This window comes from Bradyrhizobium sp. 604_D8_N2_3 (genome assembly GCF_051810765.1).
Taxonomy (GTDB): Bacteria; Pseudomonadota; Alphaproteobacteria; order Rhizobiales; family Xanthobacteraceae; genus Bradyrhizobium; species Bradyrhizobium barranii.
Genome location: NZ_JBPWPM010000001.1, coordinates 1,098,507 through 1,124,637, shown reverse-complemented (window position 1 = coordinate 1,124,637; position 26,131 = coordinate 1,098,507). Strand labels below are relative to the sequence as shown.

General features: G+C 64.5%; 27 protein-coding genes. 19 read left to right on the top strand and 8 right to left on the bottom strand.

The window, feature by feature from the left end:
• The first annotated feature begins 43 nt into the window (after positions 1-43).
• On the top strand, positions 44-1,273 hold the full coding sequence (locus tag AB7245_RS05325; RefSeq protein WP_085403559.1) for an ABC transporter substrate-binding protein: 1,230 nt from the start codon (positions 44-46) through the stop codon (positions 1,271-1,273).
• Between the two features lie 183 nt (positions 1,274-1,456).
• Complete coding sequence (locus AB7245_RS05320) at positions 1,457-2,740, top strand: glycerate kinase type-2 family protein (RefSeq protein WP_135214681.1); 1,284 nt, start codon at positions 1,457-1,459, stop codon at positions 2,738-2,740.
• A gap of 196 nt (positions 2,741-2,936) precedes the next feature.
• On the opposite strand, the gene AB7245_RS05315 is transcribed toward AB7245_RS05320, so the two are convergent.
• Entirely contained in the window at positions 2,937-3,458 is a 522-nt protein-coding gene (locus AB7245_RS05315; protein ID WP_071916733.1) for a MarR family winged helix-turn-helix transcriptional regulator, read from the bottom strand.
• A gap of 177 nt (positions 3,459-3,635) precedes the next feature.
• On the opposite strand from AB7245_RS05315, the gene AB7245_RS05310 reads away from it, so the two are divergent.
• Genes AB7245_RS05310 through AB7245_RS05300 form a run of 3 tightly spaced genes read left to right on the top strand, consistent with a single transcriptional unit; the run spans position 3,636 to position 7,179 of the window.
• Positions 3,636-4,676 carry a branched-chain amino acid ABC transporter permease gene (locus tag AB7245_RS05310; RefSeq protein WP_085403557.1) on the top strand — a complete coding sequence of 347 codons (1,041 nt, stop codon included), beginning with the start codon at positions 3,636-3,638 and terminating at the stop codon, positions 4,674-4,676.
• A gap of 5 nt (positions 4,677-4,681) precedes the next feature.
• The gene (locus AB7245_RS05305; RefSeq protein WP_085403556.1) at positions 4,682-6,451 is read left to right on the top strand and encodes a branched-chain amino acid ABC transporter ATP-binding protein/permease; all 1,770 of its coding nucleotides are present in this window, start codon (positions 4,682-4,684) and stop codon (positions 6,449-6,451) included.
• The gene (locus AB7245_RS05300) at positions 6,448-7,179 is read left to right on the top strand and encodes an ABC transporter ATP-binding protein (RefSeq protein ID WP_063980934.1); all 732 of its coding nucleotides are present in this window, start codon (positions 6,448-6,450) and stop codon (positions 7,177-7,179) included. Before AB7245_RS05305 ends, AB7245_RS05300 begins: the two co-directional genes overlap by 4 nt.
• A 216-nt stretch (positions 7,180-7,395) precedes the next feature.
• Here the strand turns inward: AB7245_RS05300 and AB7245_RS05295 are convergent, their stop codons facing one another.
• Positions 7,396-8,031 (bottom strand): pyridoxamine 5'-phosphate oxidase family protein, encoded by a 636-nt coding sequence (locus AB7245_RS05295; RefSeq protein ID WP_439033924.1) that lies wholly within the window; start codon positions 8,029-8,031, stop codon positions 7,396-7,398.
• 121 nt (positions 8,032-8,152) lie between these two features.
• On the opposite strand from AB7245_RS05295, the gene AB7245_RS05290 reads away from it, so the two are divergent.
• Positions 8,153-9,037 (top strand): LysR family transcriptional regulator, encoded by an 885-nt coding sequence (locus AB7245_RS05290; protein ID WP_085403554.1) that lies wholly within the window; start codon positions 8,153-8,155, stop codon positions 9,035-9,037.
• Between the two features lie 146 nt (positions 9,038-9,183).
• On the opposite strand, the gene AB7245_RS05285 is transcribed toward AB7245_RS05290, so the two are convergent.
• Together AB7245_RS05285 and pobA are read right to left on the bottom strand one after the other, a co-directional pair.
• A complete protein-coding gene (locus AB7245_RS05285; protein ID WP_085403553.1) occupies positions 9,184-9,603 on the bottom strand; it encodes a PaaI family thioesterase in 420 nt (139 codons plus the stop codon).
• 316 nt (positions 9,604-9,919) lie between these two features.
• Positions 9,920-11,089 (bottom strand): 4-hydroxybenzoate 3-monooxygenase, encoded by a 1,170-nt coding sequence (gene pobA, locus AB7245_RS05280; RefSeq protein ID WP_085403552.1) that lies wholly within the window; start codon positions 11,087-11,089, stop codon positions 9,920-9,922.
• A gap of 260 nt (positions 11,090-11,349) precedes the next feature.
• On the opposite strand from pobA, the gene AB7245_RS05275 reads away from it, so the two are divergent.
• The 9 genes from AB7245_RS05275 (at position 11,350) to AB7245_RS05235 (ending at position 20,321) form a co-directional block, all read left to right on the top strand.
• Positions 11,350-12,366 carry a TRAP transporter substrate-binding protein gene (locus AB7245_RS05275; protein WP_135214680.1) on the top strand — a complete coding sequence of 339 codons (1,017 nt, stop codon included), beginning with the start codon at positions 11,350-11,352 and terminating at the stop codon, positions 12,364-12,366.
• A gap of 233 nt (positions 12,367-12,599) precedes the next feature.
• Positions 12,600-13,109 carry a TRAP transporter small permease gene (locus AB7245_RS05270; RefSeq protein ID WP_014498282.1) on the top strand — a complete coding sequence of 170 codons (510 nt, stop codon included), beginning with the start codon at positions 12,600-12,602 and terminating at the stop codon, positions 13,107-13,109.
• Between the two features lie 2 nt (positions 13,110-13,111).
• Positions 13,112-14,431 (top strand): TRAP transporter large permease, encoded by a 1,320-nt coding sequence (locus AB7245_RS05265; protein WP_071916741.1) that lies wholly within the window; start codon positions 13,112-13,114, stop codon positions 14,429-14,431.
• Positions 14,432-14,443: 12 nt separating this feature from the next.
• A complete protein-coding gene (locus AB7245_RS05260; RefSeq protein WP_085403550.1) occupies positions 14,444-14,905 on the top strand; it encodes a DUF3237 domain-containing protein in 462 nt (153 codons plus the stop codon).
• A gap of 252 nt (positions 14,906-15,157) precedes the next feature.
• Positions 15,158-15,967 (top strand): crotonase/enoyl-CoA hydratase family protein, encoded by an 810-nt coding sequence (locus AB7245_RS05255; RefSeq protein WP_063980927.1) that lies wholly within the window; start codon positions 15,158-15,160, stop codon positions 15,965-15,967.
• Positions 15,964-17,847, top strand: coding sequence for a feruloyl-CoA synthase (locus AB7245_RS05250; protein WP_085403549.1), 1,884 nt, complete (start codon positions 15,964-15,966; stop codon positions 17,845-17,847). The genes AB7245_RS05255 and AB7245_RS05250 overlap by 4 nt, the downstream gene beginning before the upstream one ends.
• A gap of 25 nt (positions 17,848-17,872) precedes the next feature.
• Positions 17,873-18,634, top strand: a complete 762-nt coding sequence (locus tag AB7245_RS05245; protein WP_085403548.1) for a 3-hydroxyacyl-CoA dehydrogenase — start codon at positions 17,873-17,875, stop codon at positions 18,632-18,634.
• 25 nt (positions 18,635-18,659) lie between these two features.
• On the top strand, positions 18,660-19,079 hold the full coding sequence (locus tag AB7245_RS05240) for an acyl-CoA thioesterase (RefSeq protein ID WP_085403547.1): 420 nt from the start codon (positions 18,660-18,662) through the stop codon (positions 19,077-19,079).
• A gap of 90 nt (positions 19,080-19,169) precedes the next feature.
• Positions 19,170-20,321 carry an ABC transporter substrate-binding protein gene (locus AB7245_RS05235; protein ID WP_439033923.1) on the top strand — a complete coding sequence of 384 codons (1,152 nt, stop codon included), beginning with the start codon at positions 19,170-19,172 and terminating at the stop codon, positions 20,319-20,321.
• 255 nt (positions 20,322-20,576) lie between these two features.
• Here the strand turns inward: AB7245_RS05235 and AB7245_RS05230 are convergent, their stop codons facing one another.
• Positions 20,577-21,305 carry a glutathione S-transferase family protein gene (locus AB7245_RS05230; protein ID WP_085403545.1) on the bottom strand — a complete coding sequence of 243 codons (729 nt, stop codon included), beginning with the start codon at positions 21,303-21,305 and terminating at the stop codon, positions 20,577-20,579.
• A gap of 68 nt (positions 21,306-21,373) precedes the next feature.
• On the bottom strand, positions 21,374-21,646 hold the full coding sequence (locus tag AB7245_RS05225) for a hypothetical protein (RefSeq protein WP_085403544.1): 273 nt from the start codon (positions 21,644-21,646) through the stop codon (positions 21,374-21,376).
• A gap of 113 nt (positions 21,647-21,759) precedes the next feature.
• Here AB7245_RS05225 and AB7245_RS05220 point away from each other — a divergent pair, with 113 nt between their 5' ends.
• Entirely contained in the window at positions 21,760-22,458 is a 699-nt protein-coding gene (locus AB7245_RS05220; protein ID WP_063980922.1) for a helix-turn-helix transcriptional regulator, read from the top strand.
• A 5-nt stretch (positions 22,459-22,463) separates the two neighbouring features.
• The gene (locus AB7245_RS05215; RefSeq protein ID WP_085403543.1) at positions 22,464-22,787 is read left to right on the top strand and encodes a YkgJ family cysteine cluster protein; all 324 of its coding nucleotides are present in this window, start codon (positions 22,464-22,466) and stop codon (positions 22,785-22,787) included.
• Here the strand turns inward: AB7245_RS05215 and AB7245_RS05210 are convergent.
• Together AB7245_RS05210 and AB7245_RS05205 are read right to left on the bottom strand one after the other, a co-directional pair.
• A complete protein-coding gene (locus tag AB7245_RS05210; RefSeq protein WP_085403542.1) occupies positions 22,784-23,197 on the bottom strand; it encodes a hypothetical protein in 414 nt (137 codons plus the stop codon). The genes AB7245_RS05215 and AB7245_RS05210 overlap by 4 nt on opposite strands.
• Positions 23,198-23,575: 378 nt before the next feature.
• Positions 23,576-23,923, bottom strand: coding sequence for a DUF3307 domain-containing protein (locus AB7245_RS05205; protein ID WP_038933545.1), 348 nt, complete (start codon positions 23,921-23,923; stop codon positions 23,576-23,578).
• A gap of 402 nt (positions 23,924-24,325) precedes the next feature.
• On the opposite strand from AB7245_RS05205, the gene AB7245_RS05200 reads away from it, so the two are divergent.
• Together AB7245_RS05200 and AB7245_RS05195 are read left to right on the top strand one after the other, a co-directional pair.
• Positions 24,326-25,771: a TAXI family TRAP transporter solute-binding subunit gene (locus AB7245_RS05200; RefSeq protein WP_085403541.1), complete on the top strand. Its 1,446-nt coding sequence runs from the start codon at positions 24,326-24,328 to the stop codon at positions 25,769-25,771.
• A gap of 124 nt (positions 25,772-25,895) precedes the next feature.
• Positions 25,896-26,114: a hypothetical protein gene (locus AB7245_RS05195; RefSeq protein WP_135214674.1), complete on the top strand. Its 219-nt coding sequence runs from the start codon at positions 25,896-25,898 to the stop codon at positions 26,112-26,114.
• The last annotated feature ends 17 nt before the right edge of the window (positions 26,115-26,131 follow it).

Genomic DNA, 26,131 nt, shown 5'->3' with positions numbered 1-26,131 from the left:
AAGAAAAGGGACGCACACACACCAAGAAAATAGGGAGATAGGAATGCCCGCTGTCACCGGCAAACTTGCGGCCGCGTCACTGGCGCTTGCGCTCATTGCGGCCTCGGCCTCCACTGCATCGGCCCAGAAGAAATACGATACCGGCGCGACCGACACCGAAATCAAGATCGGCAACATCATGCCCTACAGCGGACCGGCCTCCGCCTACGGCATCATCGGGCGGACCGAAGCCGCCTACTTCAAGAAGATCAACGACGAGGGCGGCATCAACGGCCGCAAGATCAATTACATCTCCTATGACGACGCCTACTCGCCGCCGAAGACGGTGGAGCAGGCTCGCAAGCTGGTCGAGAGCGACGAGGTGCTGTTCATCTTCAACTCGCTCGGCACGCCGCCGAACTCGGCGATCCACAAATACATGAACTCGAAGAAGGTGCCGCAGCTGTTCGTCGCGACCGGCGCCACCAAGTGGAACGATCCGCAGAACTTCCCCTGGACGATGGGCTGGCAGCCCAATTACCAGAGCGAGACGCAGATCTATGCGAAGTGGCTGCTGAAGAACAAGCCGGACGCCAAGATCGCCGTGCTGTTCCAGAACGACGATTACGGCAAGGACTATCTCAAGGGCCTGAAGGATGGCCTCGGCTCGAAAGCCGCCTCGATGATCATCATCGAAGAGAGCTACGAGACCTCCGAGCCGACCATCGACAACCACATCGTCAAGCTGAAGTCGACCGGCGCCGACGTCTTCATGAACATCACGACGCCGAAATTCGCCGCGCAAGCGATCAAGAAGAATTCCGAGATCGGCTGGAAGCCGCTGCACTTCCTCAACAACGTCTCGGCCTCCGTCGGCAGCGTGATGAAGCCGGCCGGCTTCGAGAACGGCCAGGACATCATCTCGGCCGACTATCTCAAGGACGTGTCGGATCCCGCGTGGAACAACGATCCCGGCATGAAGGAGTTTCTGGCGTTCATGACCAAATACTTCCCCGAGGGCGACAAGCTCGATAAGGGCACGATCGTCGGCTATGCCGTGGCGCAGACACTGGTCCAGGTCTTGAAGCAGTGCGGTGACAATCTCACGCGCGAGAACATCATGAAGCAGGCGGCGAACCTGAAGGACTTCCGCACCGAGGCGCTGCTGCCGGGCGTGAAGGTCAACACCTCGCCGACCGATTTCGCGCCGATCAGCCAGCTTCAACTCGAGAAGTTCAAGGGCGAGAAGTGGGAGCTGTTCGGAGACGTGATCAGCGCCGACGTCGGCGGCTAACCCCAAACGACAGAGAGCCCCCTGCGCGGCCATCGCAGGGGGCTTTTGCTTGCGCGCGGATTATGATCACGCGATTGCACAATCGAATGATGGTAAAGCCCGCTTACGCTTTGGCGCCTGATGCGGTAGGCAGGGAGCCGGCGATTTTGTCGCCATCATTTCAGTTCGCTGAAGGCCTTCGCCATGACCGACCGACGTCCCCTGCTCCGCGCGCTCTACGACGCCGCCGTTGCCGCCGCCCATCCCAGCACGATTCTGGCGCCGCATCTGCGGCCCGCGCCGAAAGGGCGTGTGATCTGCCTCGCCGCCGGCAAGGGCGCGGGTGCGATGGCCGCGGCAGCCGAGCGGCATTATCTCGACACGCTCAAGCTCGCGCCGGAGCGCCTCGTCGGCATCGCCACCACGCGCCATGGCTACGGCGTGCCGACCCGCCGCATCCGCGTGGTCGAGGCCGGCCATCCCGTTCCCGATGAAGCCGGCCTGAAGGGCGCCGCCGATACGCTCGCGCTCGCGAGCGAGGCCGGGCCCGACGATCTGCTGCTGGTGCTGCTCACCGGCGGCGGCTCGGCGAACTGGATCGCGCCGGTGGACGGCATCAGCTTCGCGCAGAAGCAGGCGGTCAACAAGGCGCTGCTCCGCTCGGGCGCGCCGATCGGCGAGATGAACACGGTCCGGAAACATTTGTCGCGGATCAAGGGCGGCCGGCTGGCGCGCGCCGGCAAGAATGCCGCCGAGATCGTGACGCTCGCGATTTCCGACGTGCCGCACGACGATCCGTCCGCCATTGCCTCCGGCCCCACCGTGCCCGATCCGACCACGCTGGCGGATGCGCGCGCGATCGTCGCGAAGTACAAGCTCGTCATCGACGACGCCGTCCGCCGCGCGCTCGACGATCCCGCCAACGAAAGCGCTAAGCCTGACGATACCGCCTTTGCCCGCGCGCATTTCGAGCTGATCGCGCGGCCCAAGCAATCGCTCGACGCCGCGGTGAAGCTCGCCAAGGAAGCTGGCTACGAGACCATCGATCTCGGCGCCGATCTCGAAGGCGAGGCGCGCGAGGTCGCAGCCGATCACGCCAGGCTCGCGCTTCAGGCGCGCGCGCAAGGCAAGCGCCTCGCGATCCTCTCCGGCGGCGAACTCACCGTTACCGTGCGCGGCAATGGGCGCGGCGGCCCCAACCAGGAATACGCGCTGGCGCTCACCGGCCTGTTGAAGGACACGCCTGATGTTTCCGCTCTCGCCGGCGACACCGACGGCGCCGATGGCGGCGCCGGCCATCCCACCGATCCCGCGGGCGCGCTGATTGATGCTGCGACGTTCGCCAAGATGAAGGCGCTGGCGCTTCAGCCGCAGGCGTACCTGGACAACAACGACGCGACGACGTTCTTCGAGGCAACCGGCGATTTGCTGATGCCGGGACCGACACTGACGAACGTGAACGATATCAGGGTGATCTTGGTGGATTGAGGCGCCTGCCCAGGTCTCACTGTCATTCCCCGCGACCCGGCTACGCCAAGGCTTCGCCGGGGTTGAGGTCCAGGGGCGCCGAAGCTTTAGCGTAGGCGGCAGGCGGGGAATCCAGTACGCCGCGGCCTATCGGTTCGATCACAAACGTCTCGGAGTACTGGATCGCCCGGTCAAGCCGGGCGATGACAGCCGGGCCTCAAAACTCGTTCGCGATCTTCGAGAGCATCCCGATCAGGGCTTCGCGGTTGGCCTGCCCGAGCAGCTCGTTCAGCCGGGACTCGTGCTTGGTGGCGACGAGCTTTTTCGCCCGGGTCAGCACGGCCTTGCCCTTGTCGGTCAGCACCAGGATGTGCGAGCGGCGGTCGTTGGTGGAGCGGATCCGCGCGCAGAGGTCGCGGCTCTCCAGATTGTCGAGCATCGCCACGAAGTTCGGGCGCAGGATGCCCAGCGTCGAGGCGATCTCGGTCTGGTTACGGCCCGGATTCTTCTCGACCAGCAGCAGCACGGAGAACTGCGCGGGCGTGAGCTGGAGCGAGGCCATGCAGCGCAAAAAGTTCTCGAACACCTTGAGCTGCGCCCGCTTCAGCACGTAGCCGAGCTGTTCGGAGAGCTCGCCAAGCTGGAGGGCTTCAGGCTGGGCCTCGGCCGCGTCCTTGCGGCCCTTGGCCGCGTCGCCGGGCTTTTCAGAAGACTTTTCAGCGGTTTTGGAAACGGTCATCGCCTCGTGCTCGTGATCCCGCTAAATTCGGGGCGGGTCGTCCGCCCCACCCTTGAAGTTATATTTGATAATTGTTATGGACCATATCAAATATCGTCAGCGTTTCAATGGCTGTGAGCGGACCGTCCACCGCAATTGCGGAGCCCGGTCCCGATCTTTGAGGGGGAGCGTCCGGTCTTGAATACCACCATCATGCTGTTCCTGGTACAGGACGGCATCACCAATGGCGCGATCTATGCGCTGCTCGGCCTGGCGCTGGTGCTGGTGTTCGCCGTCACGCGCGTCATCCTCATTCCCCAGGGCGAATTCGTCACCTACGGCGCGCTGACCTATGCCTCGCTGGCCGCGGGCCAGATGCCGGGCACGGCAAAGCTCGCGCTGGCGCTGGGCATCGGCGCCTTCGTGTTCGACCTGTTCGTGGCGCGCAAGGCGCTGCACGGCCGCCTGATCGTGCGCAGCCTCGTCACCAACGTCGTGCTGCCGGCCATCGTGCTGGCGCTGACCATCTACTTCGCCGCCCAGAAGCCGCCGGTGGCGGTCTGCATCGCGCTGTCGCTGGTGATCGTGGCGATGATCGGCCTCTACCTCTACCGCATCGCGTTCCAGCCGCTGGCGCACACCTCCGTGCTGGTGCTGCTGATCGCATCGGTGGGCGTCCACCTGGCGCTGCAGGGCCTCGGCCTGCTGTTCTTCGGCGCCGAAGGCCAGCGCGGACCTGCCGTGCTATCAGGCTCCTTCACCGCCGGTGCACTGCGCTTCACCGGCCAGAGCATCACCGTCTACGGCATCACCATCGCCTTCATCGTCGGGCTCTGGCTGTTTTTCGGGCTGACGCTCTACGGCAAGGCGCTGCGCGCGACCGCCGTGAACCGGCTCGGCGCCCGCCTTGCCGGCATCCGCACCACGCTGTCCGGCCAGATCGCCTTCCTGCTGGCGTCCGTCATCGGCGCGCTGTCGGGCATCATGATCGTGCCGATCACGACGCTCTATTACGACTCCGGGTTCCTGATCGGCCTGAAGGGCTTCGTTGCCGCGATCATCGGCGGCCTCGTCAGCTATCCGCTCACCGCCGTCGCGGCGCTGGTCGTCGGCATCGTCGAGGCGTTCTCGTCCTTCTACGCCTCCAACTACAAGGAAGTGATCGTCTTCATGCTGCTGATCCCCGTGCTGCTGCTGCGCTCGCTCGCCGCGCCCGCGGTCGAGGAAGAGAAGGACTGACGCGCATGCAGAGCCGGCTTCCCATCCTCGTCTTCGCGCTTCTCATGGCGGCGATCCCGCATCTCCCGGGCATGCCGCCGTTCTGGATCGTGCTGCTCGACAATATCGGCCTTGCCGCCCTCGTCGCGATGGGCCTCGTGCTGCTCACCGGCGTCGGCGGCCTGACCTCGTTTGGCCAGGCGGCTTTCGTCGGCTTCGGCGCCTACACCACCGCGGTGCTGTCGACGGCCTATGGCCTGTCGCCGTGGCTGACCTTGCCGCTGTCGCTGCTGGTCAGCGGATCGTTGGCGGTGCTGCTCGGGCTGGTGACCGTCCGTCTCTCCGGGCACTATCTGCCCCTCGGCACGCTCGCCTGGGGGCTGGGCCTGTTCTATCTCTTCAGCAAGCTGGAATTCTTGGGAAGAAACGACGGCATCTCGGCGATCCCGCCCCTGTCGATCGGCTCGTTCAAGATGCTCTCGCCCGGCTCGATCTATTACGCGATCTGGGTTGCCGTGATCCTCTCGGCCCTGCTCACGATGAACCTGCTGGATTCCCGCACCGGCCGCGCCATCCGCGCGCTGCGGCGCGGACACGTCGCGGCCGAAGCGTTCGGCGTGCACACGCCGCGCGCAAAGCTGCTGGTGTTCATCCATGCCGCGGTGCTCGCCGGCCTCTCCGGCTGGCTCTACGCGCATCTCCAGCGCGCGGTGAACCCGACGCCGTTCGGCGCACAGGCCGGTATCGAATATCTCTTCATCGCGGTGGTCGGCGGCGCCGGCTATGTCTGGGGCGGCGTGCTGGGCGCGGCCATCGTCGTGGTCCTGAAGGAGGTGCTGCAAAGCTATTTGCCGCTGATCCTGCCCGGCTCCGGACAGGTCGAGACCATCGTGTTCGGCATCATGCTGGTGGCGCTGCTCCAGCTTGCGCCCGGCGGCGTCTGGCCCTGGCTGATGTCGTTCCTGCCCGAGCGAACCCGCGGCAAGAAGCCGGACACCTCGCTGAAACTGGAGCAGCGCACCCGCGCGGCCGGCCAGTCCGGGGTCCTGCTCCAGGTCGAGAAGGCGCGAAAGCAGTTCGGTGGCGTGATCGCGGTCAACAACGTCTCCTTCGACGTGCAGGCCCGCGAGATCGTCGCGTTGATCGGACCGAACGGCGCCGGCAAGAGCACGACATTCAACCTGATCACCGGCGTTCTGTCGGCAACATCGGGCTCGATCTCGGTGCTCGGCAAGAAGGTCGACAGGGCGCCTCCGCAGGAGATCGTCAAGCTCGGCATCTCCCGCACCTTCCAGCATGTGAAGCTCGTCCCTGACATGACCGTGCTGGAGAATGTCGCGATCGGCGCGCATCTGCGCGGCCATTCGGGACCGATCTCCTCGATGCTGCGGCTCGACCGCGCCGATGAAGCGAGGCTGCTCGCGGAGGCCGCCCGCCAGATCGAGCGCGTGGGCCTCGCCGAGCAGATGCATCAGCTCGCAGGCTCGCTCTCGCTCGGCCAGCAGCGCATCGTCGAGATCGCGCGTGCGCTGTGCGTCGATCCGATGCTGCTGCTGCTCGACGAGCCGGCCGCCGGCCTGCGCCACATGGAGAAGCAGCGCCTTGCCGCGCTGCTGCGCGAATTGCGCGACGGCGGCATGAGCGTGCTTCTTGTCGAGCACGACATGGGCTTCGTGATGAACCTCGCCGACCGCATCGTGGTGCTCGATTTCGGCACCAAGATCGCGGAAGGCACGCCCGCCACGATCAAGACCAATCCCGAAGTGATCAAGGCCTATCTCGGAGTGGCGGCATGAGCGCGCTGTTGTCCGTCGCCGACGCACATGTCGCCTATGGCAAGGTCGAGGCCGTGCGTTCGGTCTCGCTCGAGGTCGGCGCCAACCAGATCGTCACCATCGTCGGGGCCAATGGCGCCGGCAAGACCACGCTGCTCTCCGCCATCATGGGCATTCTGCCGCTGAAAGGCCGCGTCGCCTTCGCAGGGCAGGATCTGTCACGGCTCGACATCGAGGACCGCGTCGCGATGGGGCTCGGCCTCGTCCCCGAGCACCGCGAATTGTTCGTGACCATGAATGTCGAGGACAATCTCGAGCTCGGGGCCTTCCGCATCGAGCGCAGCAAGGCGAAAACCTCGATGGAGCGCGTCTACACGCTGTTTCCGCGGCTGAAGGAGCGGCGCAAGCAGCTCGCGGGCACCCTCTCCGGCGGCGAGCAGCAGATGCTCGCGATGGGCCGCGCACTGATGGGCGAGCCGAAGCTCTTGATGCTGGACGAGCCGAGCCTCGGCCTCGCCCCGATCATCGTCGCCGACATCTTCCGCATCGTCACTGAGCTGCGCGCCAGCGGCGTCTCCGTGCTTCTGGTCGAGCAGAACGCACAAGCCGCGCTGAAGATCGCGGACCAGGCCTATGTGATGGAGCTCGGCGAGTTTGTGCTCAGCGGCAAGGCGAGCGATGTCGCGGCGAACGAGCGCGTCGCGGCCAGCTATCTCGGCTTCCAGCACGAAGGCGCGAGTGTGATCTGATTTCTTGGCTAGGTCCGCTTCCCTTCGCGGCCTTCGGCCGCCGTTCTTAAGAACGCCGATGCTTCGCATCGGCGGCTATCGCGCCTGATGAGGGGCTCTCTCCGCCAATTGCGACGTGGGACCATCGCAGGCGGAGAGAAACCCCTCACCCGTCTCGTCGCTACGCGACGAGCCACCCTCTCCCGCAAGGGGAGAGGGTACACCGTGCGAGCCGGACTAGCTTTCGCTTGAAGGCAGACTCGCTTTTCCCTTCAACGCCGCGACCTCCGCTTCCAGCTCCGCGATCCTCGCATCCCTCGCCGCCAGCGCTGCCGCGACATCCGGCGCATCGAACTTCTGCGGAATGTGCTGCGGGCAGTTGGTGTCCCACGCTGCGATCTTGAACAGGATCACCTGCTCCGGGCGCGCGCGGTAGCCCTTGGGCATCAGCGACGTCGTCAGCGCCTCGTCGTCCTCGACGACGCGCGCCTCGCCCCAGATCTTGACGCGGCGGCGATGGGCGTAGTCCATCACGAAGATATAGACCTTGGGATTCTCGGACAGGTTTCCCTGCGTGATGTATTGCCGGTTGCCGGCGTAGTCCGTGAAAGCCAGCGTCTGCTTGTCCAGCACCTTCAGAAACCCCTTCGGGCCGCCGCGGTGCTGGATGTAGGGCTGGCCATCGGCCGAGGCGGTGGCGAAATAGAAGCTGCTGGCGTCAGCCAGGAACGCCGCGAGGTTCTCATCGACCTCGGTGCGCCATCCGCGCTGCTCGGCATGAGCATAGCCTTCGCGTGATCCCTTTCGGGTCTGGATCGATTTCACCGCCGGCGTGAACGCGACGTCGCTGGCGTAGGTGTGAGTTGCCGTCATCGGAACATCTCCTGAAATCCCGGCGCATCCCTGCGTCTTTCGCTGTCTAAGATGGACCTTCCGGCGGGCAAAACAATCTGGCCACTTGACACTTAATCATTGCGATATATGCAATAATACCATGGACCGCCTCGAAGCCATGCACGTCTTCGTCACCGTCGCCGATCTGCGCGGCTTTGCGCCGGCGGCGCGCAAGCTGCAGCTGTCGCCGTCGGCCGTGACGCGGCTGATCGCGGCGCTGGAGGAGCATCTCGGCGCGCGGCTGCTGCAGCGCACCACCCGGCAGGTGAGATTGACCGATGTCGGCACGCGCTATCTGGAGCGCGCGCGGCGCATCCTCGCCGATGTCGAGGAGGCCGACGGCTCCGCGCGCGAGGAGCGCAACCGGCCGAGCGGCCGTCTGGTGGTGTCGGCGCCCCTCGGCTTCGGGCGGCTGCATGTCTCGCCGGTCATGACCGATTATCTCAAGCGCTATCCGGAGGTCACGGCCGAGCTCAGGCTCTCGGACAACCTCGTCAATCTCGTCGAGGACGCAGTCGATGCCGCGGTGCGGATCGGCCATCTCGCCGATTCTTCGCTGGTCGCACGCCAGGTCGGCGAGATGCGGCGGATCACGGTGGCGACGCCGGGCTACCTGAAGCGCCACGGCGAGCCGAAGACGCCCCAGGAATTGCTCGCGCACCAGACCATCGCGTTCGGCCCCTACGCCAATTGGCACTTCGTGCAGGACGGCCGCGATATCGAGTGGACGCCGACGCCACGTTTTACCAGCAACAGCGCCGACGCCGCCCTGCAATATGCAGAAGCCGGCGGGGGCATCACGCGGGTGCTGGCCTATCAGGCCGCGGAGGGGTTGAAGCGCGGGCGGCTAAAAATCGTGCTGGCGAAATACGAGCAGCCGGCGCTGCCGATCCACATCGTCTATCCGACCTCGCGTTTGCTGTCGGCCAAGGTGCGGGCGTTCGTCGATCTCGTGGTGGAGACGGCGGAGTGGCGGTTTGGGTGATGGTCTCGTGTCCCGGACGCGCTGCAACGCGTAGCGTTGCTGCGCAGAGCCGGGCCCCAGAAGGCCAGAGCAAGGGCCGCGGATGGATGGGCCCCGGCTCTGCGGAGCGGCACTTCGCGCCGCACCGCGTCCGGGGCACGAGGGCCTTACCCCTTCTTCGGAACCACCCGAAATGTCCCGCTGGCGCGCGCGATCACGGTGTCGTCCGCCTTCACCAGACATTGCGCGAAACAGATCGTCTTGCCGGTCCGGATCACGTCGCTCTCGATCGCGAGCCACTGACCGATCTCGGCGGAGCCGACGAAATCGACCGTGAGCGAGATCGTGACGAACGAGATGGTCCAGTTCGTCATCTGCGCGCAGCTATAGCCCATGGCGTTGTCCGCGAGTGCGGCGATGAGGCCGCCATGGATCAGGCCGCGGCCGTTGGTGTGCGGCCTGGCGAGACGCAGGCCGATGATCACGGCCTTGTCGGTTTTCTTCGCGTAGAGCGGCTCCCACGGCTCGGTGAGCGGACTCTTGCGGGAAAGCGGCTCGAAGCCGTCGGGGATGTCGGTGTCGGTCATAGCGTGTCTCGCGTTGCTGGCTGGCGCCATTGAACGCGATGGACGTGACGGACGCATCACCTACAAAGTTTTAAACGGAATTTGCGCGGGTGTTTGAAATGGGCACTCCCGTCATTGCGAGGAGCGAAGCGACGAAGCAATCCAGACTTTCTCCGCGGAAACAGTCTGGATTGCTTCGCTTCGCTCGCAATGACGATGTGGAGAAAACACGCGATGCCGTAGGGTGGGCAAAGGCGCATCGCGCCGTGCCCACCATCTCATAGCAAACGCAAAAGCTGGTGGGCACGCTGCGTTTTGCCCACCCTACGGCACCCTCCTAAAACGGCAGCCCCACATAGTTCTCCGACAGCGACGTCACCGCGGCCTGCGACTGCGTGACGTAGTCGAGCTCGGCGAGCTGGATGCGCCCGCCGATGGTGCCGGTGTCGGGGAATTTGTGCAGCATCGAGGTCATCCACCAGGAGAAGCGCACCGCTTTCCAGACCCGCGCCAGCGCCGTGGCGGAATAGGCGTCGATGCCGGCGTTGGATTTCTCGTCGTAGAATTCGCGCAGTGCGTTCGACAGATAATGCGCATCGCTGGCAGCTAAGTTCAGCCCCTTCGCACCGGTCGGCGGCACGATGTGGGCGGCGTCGCCGCACAGGAACATCTTGCCGAACCGCATCGGCTCGGCGACGAAGCTGCGCAGCGGCGCAATGCTCTTCTCGATCGAGGGGCCCGTGACCAGACTGTCGGCCGCCTCCTGGTCGAGCCGGCGCTTCAATTCGTCCCAGAAGCGGTCGTCCGGCCATTGGTCGACATGGTCGTCGAGCGCGCACTGCACGTAGTAGCGGCTGCGCTTGGTCGAGCGCATGGTGCAGAGCGCAAAGCCGCGGGCGTGGTTGGAATAGATCAGCTCGTGGCTGACAGGGGGCGTCTCCGAGAGGATGCCGAGCCAGCCGAACGGATAGATCCGCTCGAACTCCTCAATCGCCGTGGCCGGGACGCTGGCGCGGCTGACGCCGTGAAAGCCATCGCAGCCGGCGATGAAGTCGCAATCGATCGTGTGGGTGACCCCGTCCTTGACATAGGTGACGCGCGGCCGACTGCCGTCGAAATCATGCGGCTGCACGTCCTTGGCCTCGTAGACCGAGGTGAGACCCGCGGCCTTGCGCGCATTCATCAGGTCGAGCGTGACCTCGGTCTGGCCATAGATCATGACCGTCTTGCCGGTCGCGGCCTTCATGTCGATGCGGTGACGGCGGCCGGAAAAGGCGAGCTCGATGCCTTCATGCACCAGGCCTTCGGCATGCGCCCGCGCGCTGGCGCCGATCTGGTCGAGCAGCGCGACGGTTCCCTCCTCGAGGAGGCCGGCACGGATGCGGCCCAGCACGTAGTCCGGGCTCTGCCGCTCCAGAATCACATTGTCGATGCCGTATTGGTGCAGCAGTTGCCCAAGCAACAATCCGGCCGGCCCGGCCCCGATGATTGCGACTTTTGTCCGCAATACTTGCTCCTCCCGATCCTGTAGGTTTTCGCCGCGGCTCGCTTGTCGCGTCGGTCCGCGCAAGATAATTATATCATATAATCGTTGGGCAAAAGGGGAGTGCGCCCGAGCAGCGACAAATCCATGCAACATGGCTGACGTAGATGACGCGGCGGCACGCCGCGCCAGTTCCGGCTTGAACGCGCCGGCAAATTAGATAACATGTTAATTAATGAGACCGGGCGATCGAAGCCCGCCGTCGAAACAGGGAGAGACGACCGATGAGGAAAGCCTGTCTGGCGTTGCTGCTGGCAGCAAGCGTGAGCCCCGCGTTCGCGCAGGACAAGACCTTCGACCTGAAGGTTTCGCACTGGGTGCCGGCCTCGCATCCGCTGCAGAAGTCCCTGGAAGACTGGGTGGCCGCGGTGAATAAGGATTCCGGCGGCACCATCACGGGCAAGGTGTTTCCCGCCCAGCAACTCGGCAAGGCATTCGACCATTACGACATGGCGCGCGACGGCATCGCCGACGTCACCTACGTCAATCCCGGCTATCAGCCCGGCCGCTTCCCGATCGTCGGCGCCGGCGAATTGCCGTTCCTGATCTCGGACGCCAAGGGCGGCTCGATGGGCCTGGATGCCTGGTATCGCAAATATGCCGAGAAGGAGATGAAGGACGTCAAATACTGCCTCGCCTTCGTCCACTCGCCTTCGTCGTTCCATTCCAAGACGAAGAAGATCGTGATGCCGGAGGACGTGAAGGGCCTGAAGATCCGTCCCGCGCACGCCACCATGGCGAATTTCGTCACCTCACTCGGCGGCACCAATGTGCAGTCCTCCGCACCTGAGGTCCGCGACATCATCGAGCGCGGCGTTGCCGACGGCGTCACCTTCCCCTGGGGCTCGCTGGTGCTGTTCGGCATCGACAAGGTGACCAAGTACGACATGGAGGCGCCGCTCTACACCACGACCTTCGTGTTCGTGATCAACAAGGACAAGTACAACGCGATGTCCGACAAGCAGAAGGCCGCGGTCGACAAGAACTGCTCGACCGAGATGGCCGGCGTGGTCGGCGAGCACTGGGGCAAGTTCGAGGACGCCGGCGTCGACAAGGTGAAGGCGGAAGCCGGCCACGAGGTCTACAAGCTGACGCCGGAACAGACCGCCGCCTGGAAGAAGGCCGCCGATCCCTTGGTCAAGACCTGGGGAGAAGGCGCCAAGAAGGCCGGCGCCGATCCCGACGCGGCGCTTAGCGAGCTCAAGGCGTCGCTGAAGAAGTACAACGCGCTGGCGGAGTGACGCCAAGCTGCGGCCGCGGCCGGCTCTCTTCTTCCCCCCTCCCCGTTCTTACGGGGACAGGGTTGGGGTGAGGGGCTGCTTCCGCAGAGACGGTGACAGCTCGATTCGCGGAGAGTCCCCCTCACCCGAATTCGAGCGACGCTCGAATTCGACCTCTCCCCGCAAGCGGGGCGAGGTGAAGTGCGCGGCGAGACCGAGATCAAACAATGACAGCACACGACGTGACACCTCCCATGAAGCGCTCCTGGATGGACCGCATCATCGACACGATCGAATGGATCGCGGCCGGCTTCGTCGGCATCGTCGCGCTCGACATCTTCCTGTCGGTGCTGCTGCGCAACACACTGAATTACTCGATCCCCGATTCGTTCGATATCGGCCGCATGCTGCTCGGCATTCTCATCTTCTGGGGCATCGCGGCGACGTCCTATCGCGGCACCCACATCACGGTCGACCTTGTCTGGGGCAATGTTGGGCCGCGCTATCAGCGCTGGATCGACGTGTTCGCAACGCTGGTGCTGCTGTTCGTCGTCACCGTGCAGACCTGGACGCTGTTCGACAAGGTGCGCGGCACCTACAACGACAATGTCCAGACCTTCGACATGCACATGCCGACCTGGCCGTTCTTCGCGGTCGCGTGGATCGGTGATGCCGCGGCCGTGCTGCTGATCGCGATCCGCACCTACCGCCTGATCTTCCATCCCGAAGACATGCACGATCCCAAATTGAAGGCGACGGAGTAATCATGAGCACCGATGCCGTCGCCTTAATCGGCTTCGTTTCCCTGTTCGTCCTGATGCTGCTGCGCGTGCCCGTCGGCATGGCCATGGGCCTCGTCGGCGTGACCGGCTTCGCCTATCTCGTCAACGGCACTGCGGCGCTGAAACTGGTCGGCCAGACCTCGATGCGTACGGTCACCGACTACACGTTCGGCGTCATCCCGATGTTCCTGCTGATGGGCTCCTTCGTCAGCAATTCCGGCATGAGCCGCGAGCTGTTCCGCGCCGCCAACGGTTTCGTCGGGCATCTGCGCGGCGGGCTCGGCATCGCCACCGTCGGCGCCTGCGGCGGCTTTGCCGCGATCTGCGGCTCCTCCGTCGCGACCGCCGCGACCTTCTCCGCGGTCGCCTATCCCGAGATGCGCCGCTTCGGCTATCCGCAATCGTTCGCCACCGGCGTGATCGCCGCCGGCGGCACGCTGGGCGCGATGCTGCCGCCGTCCACCGTGCTCGCGGTCTACGGCATCATCACCGAGCAGGACATCGGAAAGCTCTTCATCGCCGGCATCATTCCGGGCCTCCTGGCGATGACCATGTACATGATCACGATCTTCCTGATCGGTCATTTCCGCCCGGACTTCCTGCCCAAGGGCAAGGTGCTGCCGTGGCGCGAGCGCTTTGCGGGCCTGAAGGACATCTGGGCGCCGGTCTTGCTGTTCGTGTTCGTGATCGGCGGCCTCTACGGCCTGCCGTTCCTGCCGCGCTTCACGCCGACCGAAGCCGGCGGCGTCGGCGCCGCGGGCGCCTTCATCATCGGCGTGGTCACGGGGCGGCTCGACCGCGAGAAGATCCTGGCCTCGCTGCTGCAGGCGACGCGCACCGCGGCCGCCGTGTTCACCGTGCTGATCGGCGCGTTGATCTTCGGCTATTTCCTCACGGTGACGCAGACGCCGCAGAAGGTCACCGAATTCCTCACCGGTCTCGGTCTCGGCCCCTACGGCGTGCTGGCGCTGATCATGGTGATGTATCTCGTGCTCGGCTGCCTGATGGACGCCATGGCGATGATCATCCTCACCGTGCCGATCATCTTTCCCGTCATCACGCATCTCGGATTTGATCCGATCTGGTTCGGCGTCATCATCGTGATGACCGTCGAGCTCGGCCTGATCCATCCGCCGGTCGGGATGAACGTCTTTGTCATCAAGAGCGTGGTGAAGGACGTTTCCTTCTCCACGATCTTCAAGGGCGTGATCCCGTTCGTGGCGACGGATCTGGTGCGGCTGGTGATTTTGATCGCGTTCCCGCTGCTCGCGACCTGGCTGCCGACACGGATGATGGCGCACTGACGAGGTGAAGCGATGACCACACCGGCGCTCGAGACCAAATACGTCTTCACCGTCACCGCTGAGATCGGCGACGTCGTCACGGCCGGCGAGACCGGCATTGGGGTCCGCCGCATCATTCCGATTATCGGCGGCGAGGTGACCGGCACGATCACCGGCAAGGTGCTGCCGTTCGGCGCCGACTTCCAGACCATCCGCCCCAACGAGCTGATCGATCTCGAAGCGAAATACGCCTTCGAGACCGATGACGGCGCTATCGTCTATGTCGAGAACAAGGGCATGCGCTTCGGCCCGGTCGAGCTGCTGCAAAAGCTCAAGCGCGGCGAGCCGGTCGATCCGAAGCTGATCTATTTCCGCACAGTCCCGAAGTTCGAGACGGGGCACGAAAAATATCGCTGGCTGATGGAGCACGTTTTTGTCGGCTCAGCCGCACGCCATGCCGATCGCGTGGTGATCGACGTGCATCAGGTGCTGTGAGAAAGCTGCCACCTCGTCATTGCAAGCGCAGCGAAGCAATCCAGCATCTTTCCGCGGAGAGACTCTGGATTGCTTCGCTGCGCTCGCAATGACGGAGGATGTGGCAACAGCAGCGTATCACGAGGCCGTAGAGACCCCTGACCGCCGGATGAGACCCAGGCAATTCAATCCCCGCCAGGGGTGATATCCTCCCGCCCTCCTTGACTCCCCCAGAATTCGTTATACAACATAACTATTCTGACAAGGACGCAAATGACACAGGGAAACGCCGAGACCGCTGACGCGGGCGCCTCCGGGCTTTTGAGGATCGAGCGGGCGGACCGGGTTCTGACCGTGGGCCTGAACCGGCCGGCCAAGCGCAATGCGCTCAATGACGGCATTATCCTCGAAATCGGCGAGTGCTTTGCCTCCCTGCCCGAGGATATCGGCGCGGTCGTCATCCACGGCATCGGCGATCATTTCTCCTCCGGTCTCGACCTCTCCGAGCTTCAGGACCACGACGCAACCGGCGGCCTCCTGCATTCCCAGATGTGGCACCGGGTGTTCGACCGCATCCAGTACAGCCGCGTGCCTGTGATCGCTGCGCTGCGGGGCGCGGTGATCGGCGGCGGGCTGGAGCTTGCCTGCGCCGCCCATATCCGCGTCGCCGAGCCCTCGACCTATTTCGCCCTGCCGGAAGGGCAGCGCGGCATCTTCGTCGGCGGCGGCGGCTCGGTGCGGCTGCCGCGGCTGATCGGCGTTGCCAGGATGATGGACATGATGCTGACCGGCCGCGTCTATAGCGCGACCGAAGGCGCCTCCTACGGCTTTACACAATATGTGACGGAGGCCGGCAACGGGCTCGGCAAGGCGCTGGAGCTTGCGACCAAGGTCGCCTCCAACGCGCCGCTGACGAACTTCGCCGTGCTCCAGGCGCTGCCGATGATCGCGGAGGCCAATCCGCAGGCCGGCCTGCTGATGGAATCGCTGATGGCAACGGTTGCGCAGAGCGACAAAGAGGCAAAACGCAGGATTCGCGAATTCCTCGAACACAAGACCGCAAAGGTGAAGCCGAAGTCATGAGCGGGCAGCCGTCCTCTTCCAGCATGGAGCGCGGCGCGAGCACCTCCCCGCTGCGGCCCATTTCGTTCGGCGATCCCGTCGTCAACATCGAGCGGCGCGACGACGGCACGATTTATCTGCGGCCCAAACAGCCGCTCGGCGACTATCCGGTCCGCCTCACCGACCGCCTGCATCATTGGGCGACGACGACGCCGGACCGCGTCTTCATGGCCGAGCGCGAAGGCGGCCGCGGTTGGCGCAAGATCACTTACGCCGAGCTGCTCGCCGCCAGCCGGCACATTGCCTCCGGCTTGATTGCGCGCGGCCTGTCGGCGGAGCGGCCAGTCGTCATCCTCTCAGGCAATTCGATCGACCACGCGCTGCTGGCGTTCGGCGCGTTCTATGCCGGCATTCCGTTCTGCCCGGTTTCGCCGGCCTATTCGCTGGTGTCGAAGGATTACGGCAAGCTCTCTTACCTGATGAAGCTGCTGACGCCCGGCCTCGTCTTCGCCGAGGACGCCAGCAAGTTCGCGGATGCGCTCGCCGCCAATGTCACGCTCGGCACCGAGATCGCCGCGTCCTGGGGCAGCGTGCCGGGCCGCGACGTCACCCTGCTCGCCGACCTCATGGCGACGCCGCTCCACGGCGATCTCGACGCGATACACGACAAAATCGGCCCCGACACGATCGCAAAGTTCTTGCTGACCTCGGGCTCGACCGGCAATCCCAAGGCCGTCATCAACACCCAGCGCATGATCTGCGCCAACCAGGTGATGCTGCGCGAGACGCTCGCCTTCCTCAAGGACGAGCCGCCCGTCATCATCGACTGGCTGCCCTGGAATCATACGTTTGGCGGCAACCACAATATCGGGCTGACGCTCTACAATGGCGGCTCGATGTATCTCGACGCCGGCAAGCCGGTGCCGGGCGGCATCGAGGAGACCGTGCGCAATCTCCAGGAGATTTCACCGACGGTCTATTTCAACGTTCCCAAGGGCTATGAATCGCTGCTGCCGTATTTGCGCGACGACCAGGGCCTGCGCGCAAAGTTCTTCGACCGGCTGCACGCGATGTTCTTCTCGGGCGCCGCGCTGTCGCCGTTCGTCTGGAACAGCCTCGACGAGCTCGCGGTGAAGGAGAAGGGCTACCGCGTGCCGATGCTGACCGGCCTTGGCGCCACCGAGACCGCGCCGTTCTTCATGTCGGTCAATCCGCGCACCAGCCGTTCCGGCCATGTCGGGTTGCCCGTGTCGGGCAATGACGCCAAGCTGGTGCCGAACAACGGCAAGATGGAAGTGCGTGCCAAGGGGCCGAACGTGATGCCCGGCTATTGGCGCCAACCCGACATCACCGCGAAATCCTTCGACGAGGAAGGATTCTACAAGATGGGCGACGCGCTCAAGCCCGTCGATCCCGATGATCTCAACGCCGGCTTCGATTTCGACGGCCGCGTCAGCGAAGACTTCAAGCTCGGCAGCGGAACCTGGGTCAGTGTCGGCCCGCTGCGTGCGCGCTTCGTCGCCGCCTGCGCGCCGCTGGTGCGCGACGTCGTCATCGCCGGCATCAACCGCGACGAAATCTCCGCGCTGGTGCTGCTCGATCTCGACGGTTGCCGGCTGATCAACCCGACGCTGCCGGCCGACGATCTCACCGTCACCGCCCGCGACCGGCTGGTGCGCGAGGCCTTCCGCGAGCGCCTGACGGGCTTTCTGTCTTCGGCCACCGGTTCCTCGACGCGGATCACGCGCGCGATCCTGCTGGATACGCCGCTTTCGATCGACAAGGGTGAAGTCACCGACAAGGGCTCGATCAACCAGCGCGCGGTGCTGGAACATCGCGACGCGCTGATCGAGGAGCTCTACGCTGCCAATCCATCGGACCGTGTGATATCGGTCGGCTAAGAAACCATCGCCAAAGGAGAACGCCATGTTGTTGAAGGATCAGGCAGTCATCGTTACCGGCGGTGCATCGGGACTGGGCGCGGCGACCGCGCGAAAGCTGGCGGCGCAGGGTGCCAAGGTCGCGGTGTTCGACCTCAATGCCAAGCTTGCGGAGACCGTCGCCGCCGAGCTCAAGGGCGTCGCCGTGACCTGCGACGTCTCCGATGCCACCTCGGCTGAGGCCGCGATCACGCAGGCGACCAAGGCGCATGGACCCGCGCGCGTGCTGGTCAATTGCGCCGGCATCGGCGTCGCCAAGCGCGTGGTCGGCCGCGACGGGCCGATGGCGCTTGCCGATTTCGACAAGGTGATCAAGGTCAACCTCATCGGCACCTTCAACATGCTGCGCCTCGCCGCGACCGAGATGTCCAAGCTCGAGCCGCAGGCGACCGGCGAGCGCGGCGTCATCATCAATACGGCGTCCGTTGCCGCCTATGACGGCCAGATCGGCCAGTCGGCCTATTCCGCCTCCAAGGGCGGCATCGTCGGCATGACGCTGCCGATCGCACGCGAGCTCGCGCAGTTCGGCGTCCGCGTGCTGACGATCGCGCCCGGCCTGTTCCTGACGCCGCTGCTCGCCAACCTGCCGCAGGAAGCCCAGGACTCGCTCGCCGCCGCGATCCCGTTCCCGCGCCGGCTCGGCCACGCCGACGAGTTCGCCGCGCTCGCGCTGCACATGGTCGAGAATTCGTACCTGAACGGCGAAGTGGTGCGCCTCGACGGCTCGCTGCGCATGGCGCCGAAGTAAGGCGCAACGAAAGCAGGGCCATCGCATGTTCGTGAACCGGCGCGACGTCCAGATCCAGTGGGGCGACTGCGACCCCGCCAACATCGTCTATTACCCGCGCTATTTCGCGATGTTCGACGATTCGACGTCGACCCTGTTCGAGGTCGCCGGATTCTCAAAGCAGGATTTGGTCCGCAAATACGGCCTGGTGGGCATCCCCATGGTCGACACGCGGTCCAAGTTCTACATCCCCTCGACCTATGGCGACTGGATTACCATCGAGACGAAGATCGAGAGCATCAAGCGCTCGAGCTTCGAGGTGAAGCACAACGTCTACAAGGGCGAGGCGCTGGCGATTGAGGGTTTTGAGACCCGCGTCCTGGTCCGCCGCGATCCCGTTAACCCCGACAAGCTGAAATCGGCACCGTTTCCGGCCGAAATGGTAGCCAAATTCACGGGGAGCTAGGTCTGGAGCTAAATCGCCGCATCACCAAAAGAGGGGGCTGAATTACCCCCCGATTTCTGCTTTCAAAGAAACACGTCAAGGGAGGAATAGATGAAACGCTTTTACCTGACCGCCGCCATCGCCGCGGCGACGCTTGCCCTGCCGGCTCTGCCTGCGCTGGCCCAGACTAGCGAAATCACCATCGGCATCACCACCACCACGACCGGCCCGGGCGCGGCGCTCGGCATTCCCGAGCGCAACGCGCTGGAATTCGTGCCGAAGGAGATCGGCGGCGTGCCGCTGAAGATGATCGTGCTCGACGACGGCGGCGATCCCACCACGGCGACCACCAACGCCCGCCGCTTCGTGACCGAATCCAAGGCCGACATCATCATGGGCTCGGCGCTGACGCCGCCGACCATCGCCGTCTCCAACGTCGCTAACGAGGCCGGCATTCCGCATTTCGGCCTGGCGCCGTTCCCGATCACGCCTGAGCGCATGAAGTGGTCGGTGGCGATGCCGCAGCCGATCCCGATCGTGGGCAAGGTGCTGTACGACCACATGAAGTCGAAGGGTGTGAAGACCGTCGGCTATATCGGCTATTCCGACTCCTATGGCGACCTCTGGTTCAACGACCTGAAGGCCCAGGCCGTGCCGATGGGCATCACCATCGCCGATGAGGAGCGCTTCGCCCGCCCTGATACCTCGGTGACCGGACAGGTGCTGAAGCTCGTCGCCGCCAACCCCGACGCGATCCTGGTCGGCGCCTCCGGTACCGCGGCCGCGCTGCCGCAGACCGAGCTGCGCGAGCGCGGCTATCAGGGCCTGATCTACCAGACCCATGGCGCCGCCAGCATGGACTTCATCCGCATCGCCGGCAAAGCAGCGGAAGGCGTGCTGATGGCCTCCGGTCCCGTCATGGACCCCGAGGACCAGCCCGACGAGGCCGCCACCAAGAAGCCGGGCCTGGCGCTCAACACCGCCTATGAGGCCAAGTACGGCCCGAACAGCCGCAGCCAGTTCGCCGGTCATTCCTACGATGCGTTCGAGATCCTCAAGCGCATCATTCCGACGGCGCTGAAAACCGCAAAGCCCGGCACGCCGGAATTCCGCGAGGCGATCCGCCAGGCGCTGCTGTCGGAGAAGGAGCTGGCAGCGAGCCAGGGCGTCTACAACTTCACCGAAAAGGACCGCTACGGCCTCGACGAGCGCTCGCGCATCCTGCTCACGGTGAAGAACGGCAAGTACACGCTCGTGAGGTAAGGCGCGACAAGAGTTTTGAGACGACGAGAGCCGGCCCGTTGGGCCGGCTCTTTTGTTTTTCTTCTGGGGCGAATTGCCTACCGAGGTCGTCATGCCCGGGCTTGTCCCGCCTGCGCGGCCGAAGCCGCTTCGGCGAGGCGAAGGCCCGGGCATCCACGTTCTTTGCACCGTACCGCAAGGCGTGGATGGCCGGGACAAGCCCGGCCATGACGGTGTGGAGAGTTCAGCGCCTCGAGAACTACGGTCTTGTGAGCGCTAAGCCGCCTGCCGCAGCGGGGTCCAGGCGAACTCCGGATAATAATCGTCCATCATGCGGTCGACATAGGCGGTGAGGTTTGCAAATCCCTCGGCGCGCTGACGCAGGCCGGATTCGAAGAAGGGCGTCAAAATTCCGGCGAGCGCGCCGAAGGCGGTGGCATCGACACCGCCGGGCTTGTTGCCCATCAGGTAGGCCTTGTCGCCGAGCTGGACCGAGAGCGCGAACAGCGAACGTACCGCGAGATCGACATCGTCATCGGGCGCGTGGCGGCCGAGGCCCGAGAGCAGATAGTTCTCGGCGACACGGAATTGCGCATCCTCGCGCAACTTTTCGCGATTGTGCTCCGGCGCGCCGTCGAAGAAATGCGCGGGCCCCTTGGCGAAGTTGACCGGATCGACCCAGCGCGCCCCGACCAGCGCCCAGTAGACGTGATGCTCGATCATCCGCTCGAACGCCCAGGCCTGCGCCCGCTCGGCCAGCGACAGCCCGGCGTCGAAATCGAAGCCATAGCGGCGCTCGATATGGGCGCGAATGAAGGTGGAATCGGCCACCGCCTCGCCGCCATCGTCGATGAACGGCAGCTGCCCCTTGGGCGAGGCCGGCGGCATCGCCCGCTCCTTCCGGTAGGGCAGTCCCGCCATCTTGAGCTGCACCTCGGTCTTGGTGACGAAGGGGCTGATTTCCGGCAGGCCGAAGCCGGCGCCAAAGCCATAAAGCGTGATCATGCGAACTCTCTCCTGGACCTGCGAAATTTGGGCTTGCGAAATTTGGACTTGCGAAACTTTGAGGGAACCTAGTGACCGGCTGCTGCCACCATGGTGGCAGCAGCCGTGATATCTTCTGCGAAACGGGCCCCCCGCCAGGCGCGGGCCATGACACTACGAACGACATGGCGGGCCAGCGCGTCCGCAGCCTGGGTCAGCAAGCGTGCCATCACGCTTGCGAGAGCAAATCGGAGGTCGACGGCCATGAGATCGAGCGAAACGAGACGGCTGAGCGCCCAGGCGGACCAGACCTGTGCCCGCAACATCGGAATCGCCGGGCCAAAATGGGTTGGAATGATCATGGACAAATCCTCTTCAGTCGATGTGTTGTCCCGGTATAGACACCCCCTGCTGCCAACATCCTGTCAGCAGCAGCGCGCCATTTTCTGATCCGTCCCCCGATAAGAGAATTGCCATGAGACGCGCCGACCGGCTGTTTCAGATCATCCAGGTGCTGAGGCGCACGCGTAAGCCGCTGACCGCGGACGCGATCGCGGCCGAGCTCGAGACCTCGAAGCGCACCATCTATCGCGACATCGCAACCTTGATCGGCCAGCGCGTGCCGATCCGCGGCGAAGCCGGGATGGGCTATATCCTCGAGAAGGGTTTCGACCTGCCGCCCTTGATGCTGACACCCGACGAGATCGAGGCGGCGGTGCTGGGCGCGCAATGGGTCGCGGGCCATGCCGATTCCGCGCTGGCACGCGCGGCCGAAGATTTGATGGCCAAGATCGCCGACACCGTGCCTGAGCGCTTGCGTCCCTTCGTGCTGGAGCCGGCAAGCCGCGCGCGGCCGAGCTGGAACAGGGAGCCGGATCGCCTCGACATGGCGCGCACGCGCACCCAGATCCACGAAGGCAGGAAGATCATGCTGCGCTACCGCGACGAGCAGGGCCGCCCCAGCGAGCGCATGATCTGGCCGATCTCGGTCGGCTATCTCGAAGCCGTGCGCCTGCTTGCGGCCTGGTGCGAGCTGCGCGGCGACTTCCGCAGCTTCCGCACCGACCGCGTCGTGGATGCGAACTATCTCGACGATAAATATCCGGAGCGGCGCGACGTGCTGCGCGCAAGATGGCGGCAGAGCCTGGTCTGGGGCCCGCCAAAGGACACGTGAGCGCGATGGAAGAGATCTCCCCCGTCGACCTGTCGAGCTGGTGCCAGAGCTGCGGCGCCTGCTGTGGCTATTCGGAGAACTGGCCGCGCTTCTCGATCGAGAGCGACGAGGAGCTTGCCGCAATTCCCGAAACGCTCGTCAACGCGCGCCAATCCGGCATGCGCTGCGAGGGCGATCGCTGTTCGGCGTTGCGGGGGGAGATCGGAAAGCAGACGGCCTGCGGCATTTACGAGGTGCGGCCGGAGGTGTGCCGCACCTGCATGCCGGGAGACGCCGAATGCGCGATGGCACGGCGGAAATTCGGACTGCCGGCAATCGAGGTCGCTTAGGCTGGAACGGCTGCAGCTGGAACGGCTTCGCTGACCTCGTCGTCGAACCCGTCCTCAAGCGGTGCAAGCACCGAGAGCGGCTTGGTCGACAGCGTGATCGGCTTGCGGCCCCCCGACAGCGACGGCGACGATTTGACCGTGCTTTCGCGCGACAGCGCGTAGAGCGTCGAGCCGACGCGGCCGCCGTTGTCGATCAGGTCACGCTCGTTGCAGCTGGCTGCGATCGCGACCGCCAGCGAGTGCAGATGGCTGCGGCGATAGCAGAACAGCGCCAGCCTGGCGCGCGCGTCAGGGGAAACACTCTCAACCAGCCTCGGCAGGCCACTCTCGCTGGCGCGATACATCTCACCAAGGAGCTCGTCGCGGACCGGGCAGAAATCGCTTTCATATGCGTCGCGGCTTGAAAACATTGCGGTTCTCCTCGTTGCCGAAGATGCAGCGCAATTCTCTAATGAAAGGTTAACCACGCCGCCCGGTAGTCACCCGGGGTCCTTGCGCCCTGGTCGCGAATCGGAGGCGCCCGAATGGGGGTCGGGCCACCACATCTGAGCCGATAAGTCGGGACGCCAATGCCTCCACGGCGTCATGGCCGGGCATAGCCGTCCGAAGGACGGCGTCGCTTCCGCTCGCCTTTGTCCTGGCCATCCACGGCTGGCCACGCGGCACGAAGAACGTGGATGCCCGGCCTTCGCCGCGCCGAAGCGGCTTCGGCCGCGCAGGCGGGACAAGCCCGGGCATGACGACCTCTTGTGAGTGCCGATCGACGACTATCCGCAGGCCCGCCGGCCTCAGTTCGCCGCCATGAAGATGGAAAGGCCGAAGCCGGTCAAATGATGCAGGGCCTGGTCGACGCCGATCAGGGTCCAGAACCAGGGATGCGCCAGGTCGACACCGAAATTGGCGGAGACGAACCCCTTGGCGCGGTCGATGGTGATGTGGATCGCGAAGTCGATGAACGCGACGAACCAGAATCGCGGCGCCACCAACAGGATCAGCGGCAGCGCAACCGCGAGGTGAATCAGGCAATGCACCAGAAGCGGCAAAGCCCAGCCGTGCTTCTGGTCCTTGCCGTGCGCCATCCAGGCGGTCTGGAGCACGAAATCGGCGATGATGTGCTTGAAGGTGAGCAGCAACATCCAGCCAATGAGCGCTTCGACCGGAACCGCCGATGACATGGGTGGAAACGACAAGCTGACGCCCTCATTGACGTGACAAGAAAGATCGGAGCGTTAGCGCAACTTCTTTTTGGACCGGTCAAATCGCCGGGACGTGTGATTTATGACATCTCCCGCGACGGAATGCAGCCGGGGGGAACTGGAAAATCGCCAACTGTGGCTAACTGGTGATAGGATGACCAATCGCCGCGGCCAGATCGAGTAAGGTTACCTCCGGCTCGAATTTTGCATTCCGGTACCGGCGCGCTATCATTGTCGGCAGAGAATATCGTTCTTTTTTCAAACGTTTAGGAATTGCAGGGCGCCCGCCGCGATCGCATCCGCGAGCCGCCCGCCACTCAGGAATAAGGCCGGAGTGCTGACATGAGTACTGAAGGCCCGACCTCGCCACCGACCGAACCGCCGCCGCGGCGCCCCAAGGTGATCAAGACCAATCAGCAGCAAGTCCTCCTCTACGTCGTGCTGACCCTGCTGCTGTCGCTCGCCACCGTCTGGGGCGGCCGCGCCATGCTGCACAATTCGGAGACGCTGACCTTTGCCGTCGGCACCCCCAACAGCGACGAGGCGCTGTTCGCCGCCAAGCTCGCCACGCTGCTGAAGAACAACGCCTCGCGCTTCCGGATCAAGATCGTCAACAACGCAGACAATGCCAAGGCGCTCGCACAGTTCGACCGCAAGCAGGCCGACCTCGCCGTCCTTCGCACCGACGCCAAGGTGCCGCTGCGGGCGCGCACGCTCGCGATCCTCGAGCACGATCTGGTGCTCCTGCTCGGTCCCGGCAACAAGAAGATCAAGTCGCTCGCCGAGTTGAAGAAGAAGAAAGTTGCGGTCCTCGCCGAGAACGAATCCTCGCTCGCCTTCGTCCGCAGCATCCTCGACATCCCCGATGGTCCGGATGCTGCCAGGATCCAGATGGCGCCGCAGGGTGCAACGCTCGACAAGCTGTTTGCGCCGGCGAGCGGCTTTGGCGCGGTGATCGCCATCGTCCATGCCTCCAGGGCGGTGCGGGACAAGGCCTATGAGCAGGTCGCCAAGCGCGGCGGCTTCACGCTGAACGCGATCGACGAGGCCAAGGCGCTGGCGCGCAAGATTCCCGGCATTTCCAGCGAAACGCTGACTGCGGGCACGCTGTCCGCATCGCCGGAAATCCCCGACGACGACCTCGACACGATCGGGCTCGAATGGCTGCTGGTCGCGCAATCCAGGATGTCGGCGAGCACGGCGGGCGAGCTCGCGCGCGTCGTCTATGAGAACAAGTCCGCGCTCGGGCTCGACAACGGCTTCGCCAGCCGAATCGAGCCGGCCTCCGTCGAGAAGGATGCCTACGTGATGGCGCATCAGGGGGCGGCCGACTACATCAACGACGACACCAAGTCGTTCATGGATAAGTACAGCGACCTGATGTATCTGGGCGCCGCCGCGCTCAGCGTGATCGGCTCGATCTTCGCCGCGATCTACGCCAAGATCACCCGGATCGCGCCGGAGAAGGCTGGCGAGCTTTCCACCGCCGTCCTCGACATCGGCGAACGCATCGAGCACGCCCATTCGCTGGACCAGCTCGAATGTCTCCAGGACGAGCTGGAGGGCATTCTGCGCGGCGCGGTCATAGGTCTCAGGGACGGCACGATCAGTACCGACGGGCTCGACACCTTCAAGCTCGGCTACGAGTTCGTCCGCGACGAGATCGGCATGCGCCGCGACTATCTCAAACGCCACTGCGGCGAGGCCGACAAGGTCGCCCAGGATACGGCCCCTCCCCAGCAGGACGAGAGCAAGATCGTCGTGGTGAAGACAGCTCAGAGTGCCTGACCTATCGATTTGACGGCTTTCGCAGCGGCGTCTTGCCGGCATTTCCCGCGAATCCCCGGGCAGAATCCGGGAACCGTCCCCCGTCCGCAACCGTTTGCTCCCGGATACAACCGGAGCACGCGCCATGCGTACACTCCTCGTCATCATCCTTCTGGGCATGCTGGTGGCGGCTGGATATTTCGCCTATTCCGCCATGGCGATCGAGGGCGAGCCGATCCCGACGGAAGGCTATGTGGCGTTGGCGCTGGGAGCGGGTTTCGCCATCGTCGTCGGCATCGGCCTGATGATGCTGCTTTTTTTCAGCAGCCGCCGTGGCTACGACGAGCCGCCGCATTTCAGGTAGCGCCCCCTGATCCACCA

Excerpts from the sequence above, each read along its gene's own strand:
- AB7245_RS05325 (WP_085403559.1), top strand. The coding sequence starts at position 44 with ATGCCCGCTGTCACCGGCAAACTTGCGGCCGCGTCACTGGCGCTTGCG.
- AB7245_RS05320 (WP_135214681.1), top strand. The coding sequence starts at position 1,457 with ATGACCGACCGACGTCCCCTGCTCCGCGCGCTCTACGACGCCGCCGTT.
- AB7245_RS05315 (WP_071916733.1), bottom strand. The coding sequence starts at position 3,458 with ATGACCGTTTCCAAAACCGCTGAAAAGTCTTCTGAAAAGCCCGGCGAC.
- AB7245_RS05305 (WP_085403556.1), top strand. The coding sequence starts at position 4,682 with ATGCAGAGCCGGCTTCCCATCCTCGTCTTCGCGCTTCTCATGGCGGCG.
- AB7245_RS05300 (WP_063980934.1), top strand. The coding sequence starts at position 6,448 with ATGAGCGCGCTGTTGTCCGTCGCCGACGCACATGTCGCCTATGGCAAG.
- AB7245_RS05295 (WP_439033924.1), bottom strand. The coding sequence starts at position 8,031 with ATGACGGCAACTCACACCTACGCCAGCGACGTCGCGTTCACGCCGGCG.
- AB7245_RS05290 (WP_085403554.1), top strand. The coding sequence starts at position 8,153 with ATGGACCGCCTCGAAGCCATGCACGTCTTCGTCACCGTCGCCGATCTG.
- AB7245_RS05285 (WP_085403553.1), bottom strand. The coding sequence starts at position 9,603 with ATGACCGACACCGACATCCCCGACGGCTTCGAGCCGCTTTCCCGCAAG.
- AB7245_RS05275 (WP_135214680.1), top strand. The coding sequence starts at position 11,350 with ATGAGGAAAGCCTGTCTGGCGTTGCTGCTGGCAGCAAGCGTGAGCCCC.
- AB7245_RS05270 (WP_014498282.1), top strand. The coding sequence starts at position 12,600 with ATGAAGCGCTCCTGGATGGACCGCATCATCGACACGATCGAATGGATC.
- AB7245_RS05265 (WP_071916741.1), top strand. The coding sequence starts at position 13,112 with ATGAGCACCGATGCCGTCGCCTTAATCGGCTTCGTTTCCCTGTTCGTC.
- AB7245_RS05260 (WP_085403550.1), top strand. The coding sequence starts at position 14,444 with ATGACCACACCGGCGCTCGAGACCAAATACGTCTTCACCGTCACCGCT.
- AB7245_RS05255 (WP_063980927.1), top strand. The coding sequence starts at position 15,158 with ATGACACAGGGAAACGCCGAGACCGCTGACGCGGGCGCCTCCGGGCTT.
- AB7245_RS05250 (WP_085403549.1), top strand. The coding sequence starts at position 15,964 with ATGAGCGGGCAGCCGTCCTCTTCCAGCATGGAGCGCGGCGCGAGCACC.
- AB7245_RS05245 (WP_085403548.1), top strand. The coding sequence starts at position 17,873 with ATGTTGTTGAAGGATCAGGCAGTCATCGTTACCGGCGGTGCATCGGGA.
- AB7245_RS05240 (WP_085403547.1), top strand. The coding sequence starts at position 18,660 with ATGTTCGTGAACCGGCGCGACGTCCAGATCCAGTGGGGCGACTGCGAC.
- AB7245_RS05235 (WP_439033923.1), top strand. The coding sequence starts at position 19,170 with ATGAAACGCTTTTACCTGACCGCCGCCATCGCCGCGGCGACGCTTGCC.
- AB7245_RS05230 (WP_085403545.1), bottom strand. The coding sequence starts at position 21,305 with ATGATCACGCTTTATGGCTTTGGCGCCGGCTTCGGCCTGCCGGAAATC.
- AB7245_RS05225 (WP_085403544.1), bottom strand. The coding sequence starts at position 21,646 with ATGATCATTCCAACCCATTTTGGCCCGGCGATTCCGATGTTGCGGGCA.
- AB7245_RS05220 (WP_063980922.1), top strand. The coding sequence starts at position 21,760 with ATGAGACGCGCCGACCGGCTGTTTCAGATCATCCAGGTGCTGAGGCGC.
- AB7245_RS05215 (WP_085403543.1), top strand. The coding sequence starts at position 22,464 with ATGGAAGAGATCTCCCCCGTCGACCTGTCGAGCTGGTGCCAGAGCTGC.
- AB7245_RS05210 (WP_085403542.1), bottom strand. The coding sequence starts at position 23,197 with ATGTTTTCAAGCCGCGACGCATATGAAAGCGATTTCTGCCCGGTCCGC.
- AB7245_RS05205 (WP_038933545.1), bottom strand. The coding sequence starts at position 23,923 with ATGTTGCTGCTCACCTTCAAGCACATCATCGCCGATTTCGTGCTCCAG.
- AB7245_RS05200 (WP_085403541.1), top strand. The coding sequence starts at position 24,326 with ATGAGTACTGAAGGCCCGACCTCGCCACCGACCGAACCGCCGCCGCGG.
- AB7245_RS05195 (WP_135214674.1), top strand. The coding sequence starts at position 25,896 with ATGCGTACACTCCTCGTCATCATCCTTCTGGGCATGCTGGTGGCGGCT.